The sequence below is a fragment of the Aromatoleum toluolicum genome, assembly GCF_012911005.2.
Classification (GTDB): domain Bacteria; phylum Pseudomonadota; class Gammaproteobacteria; order Burkholderiales; family Rhodocyclaceae; genus Aromatoleum; species Aromatoleum toluolicum.
In genome coordinates this window covers 1-15,289 of record NZ_WTVS01000057.1, presented here as the reverse complement: position 1 = coordinate 15,289, position 15,289 = coordinate 1, and the positions used below count along the sequence as shown (strand labels likewise).

General features: G+C 66.0%; 15 protein-coding genes and 1 tRNA gene. 9 read left to right on the top strand and 7 right to left on the bottom strand.

Translation table 11 applies throughout. The annotated features are described in order from the left end of the window. Positions 1 to 174 precede the first annotated feature (174 nt). A complete protein-coding gene (locus tag GPA27_RS21335) occupies positions 175 to 1,041 on the bottom strand; it encodes a YicC/YloC family endoribonuclease (RefSeq protein WP_169142447.1) in 867 nt (288 codons plus the stop codon). Positions 1,042 to 1,133: 92 nt separating this feature from the next. On the opposite strand from GPA27_RS21335, the gene GPA27_RS21330 reads away from it, so the two are divergent. The 5 genes from GPA27_RS21330 to hemW are packed head-to-tail and all read left to right on the top strand — an operon-like array spanning position 1,134 to position 5,569. After that, a complete protein-coding gene (locus GPA27_RS21330; RefSeq protein WP_169142446.1) occupies positions 1,134 to 2,084 on the top strand; it encodes a serine/threonine protein kinase in 951 nt (316 codons plus the stop codon). Between the two features lie 14 nt (positions 2,085 to 2,098). Continuing rightward, on the top strand, positions 2,099 to 3,016 hold the full coding sequence (locus tag GPA27_RS21325) for a PP2C family protein-serine/threonine phosphatase (RefSeq protein ID WP_169142445.1): 918 nt from the start codon (positions 2,099 to 2,101) through the stop codon (positions 3,014 to 3,016). Positions 3,017 to 3,025: 9 nt separating this feature from the next. After that, entirely contained in the window at positions 3,026 to 3,745 is a 720-nt protein-coding gene (gene rph / locus GPA27_RS21320; protein WP_169142444.1) for a ribonuclease PH, read from the top strand. Positions 3,746 to 3,749: 4 nt separating this feature from the next. Beyond that, positions 3,750 to 4,346: an RdgB/HAM1 family non-canonical purine NTP pyrophosphatase gene (gene rdgB / locus GPA27_RS21315; protein ID WP_169142443.1), complete on the top strand. Its 597-nt coding sequence runs from the start codon at positions 3,750 to 3,752 to the stop codon at positions 4,344 to 4,346. Further along, positions 4,343 to 5,569: a radical SAM family heme chaperone HemW gene (hemW, locus tag GPA27_RS21310; protein ID WP_169142442.1), complete on the top strand. Its 1,227-nt coding sequence runs from the start codon at positions 4,343 to 4,345 to the stop codon at positions 5,567 to 5,569. The genes rdgB and hemW overlap by 4 nt, the downstream gene beginning before the upstream one ends. Positions 5,570 to 5,572: 3 nt before the next feature. On the opposite strand, the gene sppA is transcribed toward hemW, so the two are convergent. The 4 genes from sppA to thiS all read right to left on the bottom strand — a co-directional run bounded on the left by sppA (position 5,573) and on the right by thiS (position 9,563). Then, positions 5,573 to 7,384, bottom strand: coding sequence for a signal peptide peptidase SppA (gene sppA / locus GPA27_RS21305; RefSeq protein ID WP_169142441.1), 1,812 nt, complete (start codon positions 7,382 to 7,384; stop codon positions 5,573 to 5,575). A 121-nt stretch (positions 7,385 to 7,505) separates the two neighbouring features. Continuing rightward, positions 7,506 to 8,267: a tRNA (guanosine(46)-N7)-methyltransferase TrmB gene (gene trmB, locus GPA27_RS21300; protein WP_246261323.1), complete on the bottom strand. Its 762-nt coding sequence runs from the start codon at positions 8,265 to 8,267 to the stop codon at positions 7,506 to 7,508. Positions 8,268 to 8,377: 110 nt separating this feature from the next. Further along, a complete protein-coding gene (locus GPA27_RS21295) occupies positions 8,378 to 9,163 on the bottom strand; it encodes a thiazole synthase (RefSeq protein ID WP_169142440.1) in 786 nt (261 codons plus the stop codon). 196 nt (positions 9,164 to 9,359) lie between these two features. Then, positions 9,360 to 9,563 (bottom strand): sulfur carrier protein ThiS, encoded by a 204-nt coding sequence (gene thiS / locus GPA27_RS21290; RefSeq protein WP_050417852.1) that lies wholly within the window; start codon positions 9,561 to 9,563, stop codon positions 9,360 to 9,362. Between the two features lie 127 nt (positions 9,564 to 9,690). Between thiS and GPA27_RS21285 the strand changes: the two genes are divergently transcribed. Together GPA27_RS21285 and GPA27_RS21280 are read left to right on the top strand one after the other, a co-directional pair. Then, positions 9,691 to 9,764: transfer RNA gene (locus tag GPA27_RS21285), tRNA-Gly, on the top strand. 223 nt (positions 9,765 to 9,987) lie between these two features. After that, the gene (locus GPA27_RS21280; protein WP_050417853.1) at positions 9,988 to 11,856 is read left to right on the top strand and encodes a tyrosine-type recombinase/integrase; all 1,869 of its coding nucleotides are present in this window, start codon (positions 9,988 to 9,990) and stop codon (positions 11,854 to 11,856) included. A gap of 85 nt (positions 11,857 to 11,941) precedes the next feature. Here the strand turns inward: GPA27_RS21280 and GPA27_RS21275 are convergent, their stop codons facing one another. Then, positions 11,942 to 12,583, bottom strand: coding sequence for a LysR substrate-binding domain-containing protein (locus tag GPA27_RS21275; RefSeq protein ID WP_050417854.1), 642 nt, complete (start codon positions 12,581 to 12,583; stop codon positions 11,942 to 11,944). A 103-nt stretch (positions 12,584 to 12,686) separates the two neighbouring features. Here GPA27_RS21275 and GPA27_RS21270 point away from each other — a divergent pair, with 103 nt between their 5' ends. Then, complete coding sequence (locus GPA27_RS21270; protein WP_050417855.1) at positions 12,687 to 12,980, top strand: helix-turn-helix domain-containing protein; 294 nt, start codon at positions 12,687 to 12,689, stop codon at positions 12,978 to 12,980. Positions 12,981 to 13,007: 27 nt separating this feature from the next. Here the strand turns inward: GPA27_RS21270 and GPA27_RS21265 are convergent, their stop codons facing one another. Continuing rightward, on the bottom strand, positions 13,008 to 13,907 hold the full coding sequence (locus tag GPA27_RS21265; protein ID WP_050417856.1) for a LysR family transcriptional regulator: 900 nt from the start codon (positions 13,905 to 13,907) through the stop codon (positions 13,008 to 13,010). Positions 13,908 to 14,081: 174 nt separating this feature from the next. Between GPA27_RS21265 and GPA27_RS21260 the strand changes: the two genes are divergently transcribed. Beyond that, the gene (locus GPA27_RS21260; RefSeq protein WP_050417857.1) at positions 14,082 to 15,110 is read left to right on the top strand and encodes an IS630 family transposase; all 1,029 of its coding nucleotides are present in this window, start codon (positions 14,082 to 14,084) and stop codon (positions 15,108 to 15,110) included. Positions 15,111 to 15,289 lie beyond the last annotated feature (179 nt).

Here is a 15,289-nt window from a genome sequence, read left to right as displayed (position 1 = left end):
CTTCATCATCCTTGTGTAACCACTTTTTGGCAGATTTTGCCCATTGGTTACACGGCTGGTTACACACCTATACCGTGATGTGATGATACGACGTGGTGCTGCTCGATACAACAAAGCCCGCTAACTACGCGGGCTCTGCTTGGTTGATGGTGCGGCGTGGCGTGCTACGAAACGTCATTCAATGTTCTGCACCTGCTCGCGCATCTGCTCGATCAGCACCTTCATCTCCATCGCGATGCCGGTGACCTCGGTCGCGGAGGACTTCGACGCGAGCGTGTTGGCCTCGCGGTTGAGTTCCTGCATCAGGAAGTCGAGGCGCTTGCCGGCGGCGCCGCCGGCCTTGAGGATGCGCTGCACCTCGTCGATGTGCGCGGTCAGGCGCGACAGCTCCTCGGCGACGTCGATGCGTTGGGCGAACAGCGCGACCTCCTGGCGGATGCGGTCCTCGTCGAGCGAGGCGACCGCTTCGCGCAGGCGCGTCGTGAGCTTCTCCTGGTATTCCGCGACCAGTTCGGGGACGCGCGGCTGGGCCTGGGCGACGAGCTCGCGCATGCGGTCGAGGCGTTCGCGGATCATAGCCGCGAGCTTGGCGCCCTCGCGACGGCGCGTCGCGACCAGTTCGTCGAGCGCGGCCTTGGCGAGCTCGATCACGGCCGGCTGCAGCTCATCGAAGCCGACGCTGTCATCGGCGAGCATGCCGGGCCAGCGCAGCACTTCGGCGACCGACAGGTGGGCGGCGTCGTGCATGCGGTCGCGCACGCGTGTTTCGGCTTCGCGCAGCTGATCGAGCAGCGCGGCGTTGAGGGCGAGCGTGCGCGGGGCGGCACCGTTGGTCTGCAGGTTGAGCCGGCATTCGACCTTGCCGCGGGTCAGGCGCGCGGAGATCTGTTCGCGGATTGCCGGTTCGGCCTGGCGCAGTTCGTCGCCGATGCGGAAAAACAGGTCGAGGTAGCGCGAATTCACGCTGCGCAGCTCGAGGTGGATGCTGACGCGTCCGAGGTCGCGGGTCTGCACGGCGAAGCCGGTCATGCTGTGGATCATCGGTAGTGTCTCCGGGAACCCGCCGCGATCCTGTACACTGCGGGTTCCAAACAAAAAATGCCGCGGAAAGCCGGGTTCCAGCCTTCCTCCAAATGTCTGCGCAAACAAACTGCCCTCTTCCCGCCGGTTTCCAGCTGGACCAGTACCGGATCGAGCGGCAGCTTTCGCTGGGCGGCTTCTCCATCGTGTACCTCGCCAACGACCAGGAAGGCACGCCGGTGGCGATCAAGGAGTACCTGCCCAACTCGCTCGCCTTGCGCAAGGACGGCGAATTCGAACCGCAGGTCTCCGAGGAGCACTTGCCCGCGTTCCGCTACGGGATGAAGTGCTTCTTCGAAGAAGGCCGCTCGCTCGCGAAACTGATGCACCCCAACGTCGTGCAGGTGCTGAATTTCTTTCGCGCCAACGCCACAGTTTACATGGTGATGAAGTTCGAGCGCGGGCGCACGCTGCACGACTATATCCAGAAACACCGCGGCGAGGTGAGCGAACGCTTCATCCGCGTGGTGTTCACGCGCATGCTCAATGGCCTGCGCGAGGTGCATGCGCACAAGCTGCTGCATCTGGACATCAAGCCGTCGAACATCTACCTGCGCAACGACGGCACGCCGGTGCTGCTGGACTTCGGCGCGGCGCGGCAGACGCTGATGAGCGACCAGCCGATCCTGAAGCCGATGTACACGCCCGGCTTCGCGTCGCCCGAACAGTTCGAGCACCGCGACGCGCTGGGGCCGTGGAGCGACATCTACAGCGTCGGCGCGAGCCTGCACGCGTGCATCACCGGCAACCCGCCGCCGCGCTCGGACGAACGCATCAGGCACGACACCTTCGTGCCGCTGCGCAGGACGCACGGCGCACAGTATTCCCCGCAGCTGCTGGACACCATCGACTGGTGCCTGAAGCTCGACCCGCTGGCACGCCCGCAGAGCGTGTATTCGCTGCAGAAGGCGCTGATCCGCCGCGACGACGACGGCGACACGGTGCATGCGGGGCTGTTCGGCGACCTCGGCGCACGACTGAAGTCGTTTATCGGACGTACATAAGGAAGGACGCGACCGTGAAGTTCACGATCTACCAGGAAAGCCGCATCGGCCAGCGCAAGAACAACCAGGACCGGCTCGCCTACAGCTATTCGCGCGACGCGCTGTTGATGGTGGTGGCCGACGGCATGGGCGGGCACCTGCACGGCGAGGTCGCGTCGCACATCTGCGTACAGTTCATCACCGAGGCCTTCCAGCGCGATGCGCGGTCGGTGCAGCGCGACCCATCGATGTTCCTGTCGCGCGCGCTGACGAACGCGCATAACGCGATCCTCGACTACGCCTTCGACAAGAACCTCGACGAGGCGCCGCGCACGACGGTGGTCGCGTGTATCGTGCAGGACGGCTTCGCCTACTGGGCGCACGCGGGCGATTCGCGCCTGTACGTGCTGCGCCAGGGCAAGGTCGCCATGCACACGCGCGACCACTCGCGCGTGCAGCTGATGATGGACCAGGGCCTCCTTAATGCCGAGGAGGCCGCGCGCCATCCGGGGCGCAACCGGGTGTATAGCTGCCTTGGCGGCAACCACGCGCCGCAGGTCGAGTTCTCCAAGCGCCTGCCGCTGCGCGACGGCGACGTGCTCGCGCTGTGCACCGACGGCGTGTGGGGGCCGCTCGGCGACGCGGCACTGAGCGAGGGACTGTCGGCCCCCGACATCATGAAGGCGGTCCCCGCCCTGCTCGACCGTGCCGAGGCCATCGCCGGGGCGAGCTGCGACAACCTGTCGATGCTCGCGATGCGCTGGCACGACGACGCCACGCAGCCGCACGGCGACGCGGTATCGACGCAGACGATGGCGCTCGACAACTTCACGACGCAGCTCGAAAGCTTCGACACCTCGCGCGCACCCGCATCGCGCTTCGACATCAGCGACGACGACATCGAGAAGGCGATTGCCGAGATCAATGCCGCCATCCAGAAATTCAGCAAATAGGAAACCCGCATGCGCCCGAGCCACCGCCACGCCGACGAACTGCGTATCGTCCGGATCACCCGCAATTTCACCTGCCACGCCGAGGGATCGGTGCTGGTCGAATTCGGCGCGACGCGCGTGCTGTGCACGGCCAGCGTCGAGGAGTCCGTGCCACCTTTCCTGCGCGGCAAGGGCCGGGGCTGGGTGACCGCAGAGTACGGCATGCTGCCGCGCTCGACCCACACGCGCAGCGCGCGCGAGGCCGCCAAGGGCAAGCAGAGCGGGCGCACACAGGAAATCCAGCGCCTGATCGGGCGCAGCCTGCGCGCGGTGGTCGATCTCACCGCGCTGGGCGAGCGCCAGATCATCGTCGACTGCGACGTGCTGCAGGCCGACGGCGGCACGCGCACCGCGGCGATCACCGGCGCCTGCGTCGCGGTGCATGACGCGCTCGCGAAGCTGATCGCCGCCGGCAAGCTCGCCGCGAGCCCGATGCGCGACTTCGTCGCCGCGGTGTCGGTGGGCATCCACAAGGGCGTGCCGGTGCTGGACCTCGACTACGCGGAGGATTCCGACTGCGACACCGACATGAACGTCGTGATGACCGGCGCCGGCGGTTTCGTCGAGGTGCAGGGCACGGCCGAGGGCTCGCCCTTCACGCGCAAGGAACTCGACGCGCTGCTGGCACTCGCAGAAGGAGGCATTCGCCAGCTGTTCGCTGCACAGCGCGCGGCCATTGCGGAGCAGTGACACGATGAGCAAACGACTCGTACTCGCAAGCAACAACGCCAAGAAGGCCGCCGAGATGGCGGCGCTGCTGGCGCCGCTGGGCATCGAGGTGGTGCCGCAGTCGGCCTTCGACATCCCGGAGGCGGAGGAGCCGCACGACACCTTCGTCGAGAACGCGCTCGCGAAGGCGCGCCACGCCGCCAGGCTGAGCGGCCTGCCGGCGGTCGCGGACGATTCGGGCCTGTGCGTGACGGCGCTGAGCGGCGCGCCGGGCGTGCAGTCGGCGCGCTATGCCGGCGAACCGAAATCCGACGCGCGCAACAACGCGCTGCTGATCGAGCGCCTCACCGACATCAGCGACCGACGCGCCTTCTTCTACTCGGTCGTCGTGCTGGTGCGCCATGCGGACGACCCGCGCCCCGTGATCGCCGATGGCGAATGGCACGGCGCGATCCTCGACGCGCCGCGCGGCGAGGCCGGCTTCGGCTACGACCCGCTGTTCTACGTGCCGCAACTGGGCCAGACCGCCGCGGAACTCGATGCGAAGCTCAAGAACACGCTGAGCCACCGCGGCGCGGCGATGCGCCACCTGTTGTTGAGGCTGGAAACCGACCCGCTGTGAACGAACGCCGCATCATCCCGCTCGCGGTCGCGCCGGCCGCAGGCAAAACGTCGGGCGAACTGCCGGAGCGCCCGCAGCTGACCACGCCGCCGCCGCTCGCGCTGTACGTGCATTACCCGTGGTGCGTCAAGAAGTGCCCGTACTGCGACTTCAACTCGCACGCCCCGCGCGGCGGCGAGATTCCCGAGGCGGCCTACATCGACGCGCTGCTCGCCGACCTCGAAAGCGCCCTGCCGCAGGTGTGGGGGCGACGCGTGCATTCGATCTTCTTCGGCGGCGGCACCCCCAGCCTGATGTCGGCGCAGGGGCTGGACCGGCTGCTGACCGGCATCCGCACGCTGCTGCCGCTCGATCCGATGGCCGAGGTCACGCTCGAAGCGAACCCCGGCACCGTCGAGGCGGCGCGCTTCCGCGACTTTCGCGCGGCCGGCGTGAATCGCCTGTCGCTGGGCATCCAGAGCTTCGACGACCGCCACCTCGTCCAGCTCGGCCGCATCCACGGCGGCGACGAGGCGCGCCGGGCGATCGACACGGCGCTCGCGCATTTCGAGCGCGTGAACCTCGACCTGATGTACGCGCTGCCGGAGCAGACGCTCGCCGGGGCGCTCGCCGATCTCGACACCGCGCTGGCTTTCGGCGTCACGCACCTGTCGTGCTACCACCTGACGCTGGAGCCCAACACGCCCTTCGCGCATGCGCCGCCGACGCTGCCCGACGACGACCTGTCGGCCGACATGCAGGAGGCCATCGAGGAGCGGCTCGCCGGCGCGGGCTTCCGCCACTACGAGACCTCTGCGTTCGCGAAACCGGGCCACGAGTGCCGACACAACCTCAACTACTGGACCTTCGGCGACTACCTCGGCATCGGCGCCGGCGCGCACGGCAAGCTGTCGAGCCACGAGGGCATCGTGCGCGAGATGCGCCACAAGCACCCCACGCGCTACCTCGAGAGCGCGCAGCGGCGCGAGTTCGTACAGGAACGCCGCGAGGTCGGCGTCGCGGAGCTGCCCTTCGAGTTCATGATGAACGCGCTGCGGCTCACCGGCGGCTTCCCGCGCCGGCTGTTCGCGAACCGCACGGGCCTGCCCTTCGCGGCGATCGAGACGGAGCTGATCGAGGCGCGGCAGCGCGGGCTGGTGCAGGTCGACGGCGATGAGATCCGCCCCACCGAACAGGGGCGGCGCTTCCTCAACGACCTGCTGACGCTGTTCCTGCGCGATTAGCGCCTACGGCGCGTCGCACAGGCAGTGGCCGTACAGGTGCTGCGGGTCGTTCCAGCGCAGCAGGTCGGCGGCCTGCGCCTGCAGGCCACCGACGAGGCGCGCGAGCGGCGACTCGCTGGTAATGCCGACGGGACCGACGACCGACATCAGGCGGCGCAGCAGCAGGTTGCGCAGGTTGATCTCGCCCGTCGGCCACACCGTCTCGTAGTGCTCGAGCCGAGCGCGCTTCGCGGCGGCGGTGACTGCGTCCTCGACCCCGCCGAGCTTGTCGACGAGGCCCAGGCGCAGCGCGGCCGCGCCGGTCCAGACGCGGCCGCGCGCGACGGCATCGACCTCGGCGAGGTCCTTCCTGCGCGCGCTCGCGACGATCTCGACGAAGCGCCGGTAGCTGTGCTCGACGCCCAGCTGCATCGCCTTCGCCAGCGCGGGTTCGAGCGGGCGGCGCGGGTCCAGCGTGCCGGCGAGCGGGCCGGTCGCGACGCGGTCGGTCGTGACGCCAAGGCGGGCCAGCGGTTCGGTGAGCTCGGGGAACATCGCGAACACGCCGATCGAGCCGGTGAGCGTCTCCGGCCGTGCCCAGATCTCGTCCGCGCCAGCCGCGACCCAGTAGCCGCCGGACGCGGCGACCGAGCTCATCGACGCGACGACCGGCTTGCCCGCGCGGCGCGTGAGCTCCAGCTCGCGGCGGATCACCTCCGACGCCCAGGCGCTGCCGCCGGGGCTGTCGATGCGCAAGACCACCGCCTTCACGGCCTCGTCCTCGCGCGCCGCGCGGATCTGCGCCGCGAGGCTGTCGCCGCCGACCGAATCGTCGTCCGCCGCACCATCGACGATCGCGCCCTGCGCGACCAGCACCGCGACGCGCGCATTCTCGTGCGGGCGCGCGGCGCGCACTGCGGCGAGGTAATCGTCCGCGTCGATGCGCCGGTAGTCCTTGCCGTCGCCCCCCTCGCCGACGCGCGCCTTCAGCAGCTCTCGCCATTCGTCGCGCTGGCTCAGCGCATCGACGAGGCCGGCGTCGCGCGCGGCGCGGGCAGCGTCGCCGCCGGTCGCCTGCAGCAGCCCGGCGTAGTCCTCGACATAGCGGTCGAGCGCCCCGGGCGCGAGCTTGCGCGTCCCTGCGACACGCTCGCGCATGCCCTGCCACAGCTCATCGAGCAGCACGCGCGAGGACTCGCGATCCTCGTCGGACATGTCGGTGCGCGTGAACGGTTCGCTGAAGGACTTGTACTCGCCGACGCGGAATACATGCACCTTCACGCCCAGCGCGTCGAGCGCGCCCTTGAAGTAGCTGACGTTGCGCGCGAGTCCGGGCAGCAGCACGAAGCCGTCGGGCGCGAGATGGACCTCGTCGGCGATGCTGGCGAGGAAGTACTGCCCCTGCAGGAAGCGCTCGCCGCGCGCATACACCGGCTTGCCTCCACTCTTGAAATCGAGCACCGCCTCGCGCAGTTCGGCGAGCTTGGACAAGCCGCCCGGGGCGAGGAGATCGGTCTCGATGACCAGCGCCTTGATGCGCTTGTCCTCGCGTGCGGCGCGCACCGCCTCGAGCAGGTCGGGCAGCGAGGTCTGGGCGACGGGGGCGCCGCCCGAGCGGATGATGCCCAGCGGATCATTGACGCGCACGCGCTCGACCAGGGTGCCCGCAGGCCGCAGCACCAGCGCCGCCCCGTCGGGCACGGACGGCCCCGGATACAGCACGAAGGCCAGCACCAGCGCGAGCACCAGCACGAACACGAACGTGACGACGACGCGCCGCAGCGCGTCCACCAGCCACCAGATGCCGCGAAAGAACCTGCCCAAAAAGCTCCACATACGCTTCACCTCGGTTGATCCGGTGGGAGCGGCCTCAGCCGCGCACGATATGCATGCGAAATGCTACCCGATTCGCGGCCGAGGCCGCTCCCACTGCCGAATTCCAAGGCATTCCGGGCGCTTACCCACGCCGCCGGAACACCAGATCCCACACGCCGTGGCCGAGTTTCAGGCCGCGGTTCTCGAACTTGGTCAGCGGCCGGTAGTCCGGGCGCGGCGCGAAGCCGTCGGCGGTGTTCTCCAGCGCCGGCTCGGCGGCGAGGATCTCCATCATCCACTGCGCGTACTCCTCCCAATCCGTCGCGCAGTGCAGGTAACCGCCCGGGGCGAGGCGCGAGGCGATCAGCGCGACGAAGTCGGCCTGGATGATGCGCCGCTTGTGGTGGCGCTTCTTGTGCCAGGGATCGGGGAAGAACACATGCACGCCGGCGAGCGCGCCTTCCGGGATCATGTCGCGCAGCACCTCGACGGCGTCGTGCTGCATGATGCGCAGGTTGGCGAGGCCGTTGTCGGCGATCAGCTTGCACAGGCTGCCGACGCCGGGGCCGTGCACCTCGATGCCGAGGAAATCCTTGTCGGGCAGCGCCGCGGCGATCTTCGCGGTGGTCTCGCCCATGCCGAAGCCGATCTCGACGATCTTGGGCGCAGGGCGGCCGAAGGCGGTGTCGAGGTCGAGCGGCGCGACGCGGTAGGGAATCGAGACCCTGGGGAAGGTCTCCTCCATGTGGCGCTGCTGGGCGACGGACATGCGCCCCTGGCGCAGCACGAAGCTGCGGATCGAGCGGCTGGAGAAGCGCGCCTCGGGGTCGCCCGGCGGCGCGTGCTGGAGTTCGGCGGAGGCGGACGGATCGGTATCCGGGTGGTCGGGATTGGTTGCGGTCATCTTTGCTGGGCGGGCGGCGACGGCACGGAAGCGGTCGCGCTCCGCGGGCGGAACGGAAGGGAGGAAGCGGTCGTCGCAGCAGCCCGCAATGCGCGCCGCTGCGACAAGACTTACGAGCCGATCAGGCCGCTCGTCGGCGAGCTCGGGTCGGCGGAGTAGAACTTGCGCGGCATGCGGCCAGCGAGGAAGGCTTCGCGGCCGCACTCGACCGCCTTCTTCATCGCGCTGGCCATCAGCACAGGGTTCTGCGCGTGCGCGATCGCGGTGTTCATGAGCACGCCGTCGCAGCCCAGCTCCATCGCGATCGCGGCGTCGGACGCGGTGCCGACGCCGGCGTCGACGAGCACCGGCACGCTGGCCTGGTCGATGATCAGGCGCAGGTTCCACGGATTCAGGATGCCCATGCCGGAACCGATCAGCGACGCGAGCGGCATCACCGCGGCGCAGCCCATGTCCTCGAGCATCTTCGCCTGGATGGGGTCGTCGGCGCAGTACACCATGACGTCGAAGCCGTCCTTGACGAGGATCTCGGCGGCCTTGAGCGTCTCGGGCATGTTCGGGAACAGCGTCTTCGGGTCACCCAGCACTTCGAGCTTCACGAGCGCGTGGCCGTCGAGCAGCTCGCGCGCGAGGCGCAGCGTGCGCACCGCGTCGTCCGCCGTGTAGCAGCCGGCGGTGTTCGGCAGGATCGTGAAGCGCTCGGGCGGCAGCACGTCGAGCAGGTTGGGCTCGCCGGGGTTCTGGCCGATGTTGGTGCGGCGGATCGCGACGGTGACGATCTCGGCGCCGCTCGCGTCGATCGCTGCGCGCGTCTCGTCGAAATCCTTGTACTTGCCGGTGCCGACGAGGAGGCGGGAGCCGTAGGACTTGCCGGCGATGACCAGGGAGTCGTTCATGTTCGACCTGCGGGATTGCGGGGTTGAAAGAGAATTGGCGTCAACGCCGGGAAACAGCACCAAGAGGTCTTGAAGAAAGCGTAGCGAGCGGCCCTAGTTCGGCCCGAGAAGCGCAGCCGTACACTGGTACGGCGACGCATTTGCCAAACTCGACAGGGGCGAAATCGGGTCGCGCAGTAGCTTTATTCATGATCTCTCAGCCGCCGCCCACTGCGACGACTATCTCGAGCCGGTCGCCGTCCGCGAGCAGGGTTTCGGCGTGCCGGCCCTTCGGGACGATCTCGCCGTTGCGCTCGACCGCCAGCCGCTTGCCGGCGAGCTGGCGCGCCTCGAGCAGGGCATGCACGGTCAGCGCCTGATCGAGGCGTTCCGGCTGGCCGTTGATGATGAGCTGGATCATGGGGAAACTGTCTGAGGCGTCGAGTGAAAATCTTACCACGCCCTGCGGCACCGCCCCGACCGCGCATTGCGTCGCACTGCGCCAGTCATTAGAATGGCGCCCTGCCCGACACAAACCGGGCCGCCGAGCGGGCGTCGTATAATGGTAATACCCTAGCTTCCCAAGCTAGAGCCGTGGGTTCGATTCCCATCGCCCGCTCCAATTAGGCTTCCATGGAGATCCACTGAGCTCCATAAGCTGTTGTCAGCAAAGAATTTTTCGCTAGACAACATTCCAATGAGATCCACCGAAATCCACCCACTGCTGGACTAAATTAGTCCATCCGGCAGTCCATCAAAGCGGTTGTGTTCGAGTCCGGATTGTTCCTTGGGCCGAGCGGGTGCCGGGATGAGCATCTGACTCCTGACTCTGTTCAGGAGCAAGCATGGCACTCACCGACATGTTCGTCCGGCAGGCGAAGGCCACCGGAAAGGACTACACGATCCCCGATTTCGACGGCCTCTCGTTGGCCGTCTCGGACAAGGGCACCAAGTCCTGGCACTTTCGTTACACCTGGCTGGGCCGACAGAAGCGGATGTCCCTGGGGACGTACCCGGAGATCAGCCTGCGCGAAGCGCGGGAGCGCCGCGACAATGCGCGGGCGCTGGTGGCCAAGGGCATCAACCCACAGCGGCAGCGAGAGAAGGATCGGCGCATCGCCACCCAGGCCGAGCAGAACACCTTTGAGGCGGTGTACGACAAGTGGCTCGCCTTCCGGGCGCAGGGGCGCCTCAAGAAAGGCCGGCAGACCACGCTGTCGATGATCCCGCGCATCTTCAAGAACGACATCCTGCCGAGCCTGCGCAAGCGTTCGATCTACGAGATCACCCGCGCCGACCTACTTGAAATCGTCGGCCGCATCGAGAAGCGCGGCGCGCCATCCATCGCCGAGAAGGTGCGCACCTGGTTCAACCAGCTCTTCCGGTATGCCCTCGTGATCGTGCCGGGCCTGGAACAGAACCCGGCCTCCGACCTGGATGTGGTCGCCATGCCCCAGCCGCCGGTACGCCACAACCCCTTCCTGCGCATGCCCGAATTGCCCGAGTTCTTGCAGTTGCTGCGCAAGTACCCCGGCAAGCTGAAAACGCAGCTTGGCCTCCGCCTGCTGTTGCTGACCGGCGTGCGGACCGGGGAACTGCGGCTGGCGACGCCAGACCAGTTCCACCTCGACGATGGCCTGTGGATCATCCCGCCGGAGGTGGTGAAACAGCTGGAATTGAAGATGCAGAAGGAGAACGTCCGGCCGGAGGACATCCCACCCTACATCGTGCCGCTGTCCGTGCAGGCGATCGAGATCGTTCGGCACATGCTCGACCAGTCCAAGCCAGCCCAGACGTACCTGTTCCCGGGGGACAAGAGCCTCAAGCAGCGCATCAGCGAGAACACCCTCAACAAGGCACTGCATCGCTTGGGATACGAGGGCCGGCTGACCGGCCACGGCATCCGCGGAACCATCTCGACCGCACTCAACGAACTGGGGTATCCCGAGAAGTGGGTGGATGCACAGCTTTCCCACGTCGATCCCAACCAGGTTCGCGCAACCTACAACCACGCCAAGTATGTGGAGCAGCGCCGACGCATGATGCAGGACTGGGCGGACCGGCTGGACCTGTTCGAGCAGGGGCAGGTCGAAGCGGCCAGTACGCTGCTGACCATTCAACTGGATGGCTTTCCCGTGGTCGCCACCGAAGCGGAGGAGCAACCGTTGTCGGCGGCCAGGGCTGCTCCCACGCTGGTGGTGTCGCAACCGCTCCAGGGGGCCATGGCGCTGGCCACGGCTCCGGTGCAGCGCCTTTCCGCAGTGCGCGTGCCCAAGATCGAGCCGGCCATCTCCAACGTCCAGCGCGAGCGGATGATCCTGCTCGACATTCTGGAGGCTCCGCACAACCTGTCGGTCGCCGACTATGCCAAGCTCGCAGGCAAGTCCCGTCGCTGGATCACTTACGAAATCCAGGCCGGCAACCTCCTGTCGATCAGCCTGGGCAACCGGGGACAGCGCGTGCCGGATTGGCAGCTCGATCCGCTCAAGCGCAGGCTGATCCAAACCATCCTCAAGCAGATGCCCCCGGGAGTCGACACTTGGCACATCTACCATGCCCTTATACGTCCGAACGATCTCTTCCAAGGGCAGTCCCCCATCGAGGCGGTGACGCCGGAGAATCTGCACCTCGCCGTCCATCTGGTATGCAGCGCCGTCAGCGAAAGGGTGGTGCAACGCGATAGTCGGACTCCACAACTGCCCCGGTACGCCTAGCGATACGCGCGATGGCGAACTTGCACTGCAAGATGCCGCGTGCCGCTTTCGTCTGGAAACACGCGAACGTACGATGGACGCCTCATCACGCCGGCTTGGTCTCCGTGATCTTCGCCGCCCGTTCGGCAAACCTCTCGACAGCCGGCACACACCCTCGCGACGGCAGCAGCAACTGGGTTCGGATGAGATAGGGACCGCCGGCCAGGGGGCGCATGGCAACACCCCAGCCACGTGCCTGCGCGATGCGCGATCGGGGCGCAATGCCGACACCGTAGCCTGCCGCCACCAGCAGAGCCATGAGTTCGAAGGAATTGACCTCCCGGGCAGAACGGTCTTCAGGCCCAATGACAGCATCAACCTGCTGGCTCAGCGCTTCACATGCCCGTGGGCACCGCCGAACCAATGGATAGTGCAGCAGCGCATCCAATGACACCTCGACGTGGGCAAGCAGCGGCGAGCGTAACGGAACCGCCAAAGCCAGTTCGTCACCCCAAAGTGGCTGAGTGTCCAACGCCAGGTGCGTTGACGTCGTCCCCACCGCCATGCCCATGTCGCAATCGCCGTTTTCCAGGCCACGGACCAGATCGCCGGCAGTGGCCTCCTGCAGCAGGACGAGGGTTTCCGGCTCCTCGACACGCTGCAGGGCAAGCAGTGTCGCCAGCTGTGGCGACAGCGCGTCAGCCGAAACGGCGAGTTTGAGTATCGACGATTGGCTGGGGGCACTCATGGATGCCATTTCGTGATGGAGGCCAGACCGTGGCAGCAAGCATCATAGCAAAGAGTTAAATTTAACGTGGTTAAAAGTATCGCGATATTCGACGCTTTTGCCGATGCAAAAGCGTACTGTCCAGCGAGGCCGCCCTGTCGGATCGACCACCTACGAACCTGAGCCTGCGCTGGCCTTCGGCCTGGCGGTTCGTGCGGCACGGATGGAACAGGGAATGGCTCAGGAAGAGCTGGCGTCCTTGGCGGAAATCGAGCGCTCCCACATGGGAAAGATAGAACGGGGTGAGCACATGCCCACGCTGGCGCTGATCCTCAGAATCGCCGGAGCTCTGAACAGAAGTGCCGCTGATCTGATCGCTGTGACGGAGGATAACCTGCGCTCGGGGCCAAAGACGTAACCGGTGAACGGCACCGGGCTTTGCCCGTTACTCGTCGATTTGAGCGTGTAGACGCGCCATAAAGCGGTCCAGAGGTATGGCGGAAGGGGTGTCAGCGCCACTGTCCGGTCGTAACAGGTACGTGGTGTGGGTGACATTTTGGGCCGCGAGAGGACGAGTCACCACGTCGGGGCGATGACAAACTCTAATTCGTGCAGCGTTCGCGAACCCAACGCCATAACCAGCTGCGACCAGCGTCAGCATCATGTCCATCGAGGCGACGTGCTCGACGGCGCCGGGTTTGCCCATCGCGGTGTGCAGCAATCGATCCAGCTCGCAATTGCTCCGCCCGAACAACCGGGGATCAGCCATTACGAGCGGATAACGCACCAACTCCTCCAAGGGCACCTGCTTGTGAACGAGCAGCGGATGCCGTGCCGATACGGCCACGACCAGCGGATCAATCCAGATCGGTTCGGCAACGATTCCATCCCCGACGTCGGTGGTATGTGCAAACCCCACATTGAAGCTGCCCGAACGCAGTCCGCGCACCTGCTCGGCCAGCGTCGCTTCTGTCAAACGTATCTCGACTTCCGGATCTTCCTCGCGACAGCGTGCGAGAAAGCCAGATAGCCGCGGATCGATGCAGCCGCAGGGGACGGCGATGCGAAGAATCCCCTGATAGCCTGACGAAACCGCTTTTACGTTTTCACGGGCAAGTTCCAGCGTCGAGAACAACCGAAGCACATCCTGGAGAAAAACTGCACCGGCCTGTGTCAGCCGTGTGCCGCGGCGGTCACGATCGAATAGCAGTGCGCCAAGTTCGTCTTCGAGCTCCTTGATGGTACGGGACAGGGGGGACTGCTCGATATGCAGCCTTTCAGCAGCACGGGTGAAGTGCAGTTCCTCCGCCAGGACAGCGAAGCAGCGAAGGTGGCGCAACTCCATGGTTTGTCCTCCATCGTGATGTTACCGTACGGTTCCACTTGCAGCCTCGGGATACTTGCAGTTCTAGTCAAATCACGAGGCCTGTCGGTTGGACCGCCTATCCAGAAGCGATGAATTACTAAGAAGTGCGTTGGTTAGCGAACATTGATTGAAGGCGACATGCGATAATTCGGCATGGAAAAGAGAGACGGTCGCTCCCTGTCGCATGCCACGCTCGAAGAAATGCGGATTCGGGCGGTGCAACGAGTTGAAGCGGGCGAGTCGCCCGAAGTCGTGGTCAAGGCGCTCGGCTTTTCGCGCCCGCGCATCTACGAGTGGCTGGCGCTGTACCGTGAAGGCGGGCTCGACGCGCTGCGTGCCAAACCTGTGCCGGGTGCCAAGCCCAAGCTCGACGGCAAGGCGCTCGATTGGCTGTACTGCACGATCACACTGTCGAACCCGCAGCAGTTCAAGTTCGAGTTTGCGCTGTGGACGCGGGCGATGGTTCGAGAACTGATCCGCACCCAGTTCAAAGTGGCAATGTCGGAGGTGAGCGTTGGGCGTCTGCTTCGCAAGTTGGGGCTGTCGCCGCAACGGCCGCCGATGCGCGCCTACCAGCGCGACCCGGCTCTGGTGACCGACTGGATCAAGAATGAGTTTCCGCGCATTCGCGCCGAAGCCAAAGCGGTCGGGGCGGAGATCTTCTTCGGCGACGAGGCCGCGGTGCGCTCGGACTACCATACCGGCACGACCTGGGCGCCGGTGGGGGTGACGCCGGTGGTGAAGACGACCGGCGCCCGCTTCAAGCTCAATCTGATCTCGGCCATCAGCCCAAAGGGGCAGTTGCGGTTCATGTGTACTGAGGGGAACGTCACCGCGGACGTCTTCATCGAGTTTCTGAAGCGACTGATGCAGGGCACAACGCGGCCAATCTTCTTGGTGGTCGATGGTCATCCGGTGCATCGCAGCGCCAAGGTCCGAAAGTTCGTCGAGGGGTTCGATGGCAAATTGCGGCTGTTCCGGCTGCCGGCCTACTCGCCCGATCTGAATCCCGACGAGCACGTCTGGGCACATCTGAAAAGCCACAAACTGGGCCGCAGCATCATCAAGGGGCCCGAGCAGATGAAGAAGCTCGCGCTGCGCTTCATGCACTCGCTGCAGAAAACCCCGGACATTGTGCGTGCGTTCTTCAGGCATCCGAGTACCCGCTATGCGGCCGAATAGAATGTACGGTAACCAACGCACTTTTTAGTACTCGTCAGGCGCTACTGAAATACTAGCAGCCTGTCGGACTATCGCCCGGTAAAATGCCGTGTCACCCTTGGAGCCTGACTGCGTGAGCCGCTTCCGCCCGATCGACCGCCAAACGGACTACCTGCTGCCGCCGTCGGTGCAGGACTGGC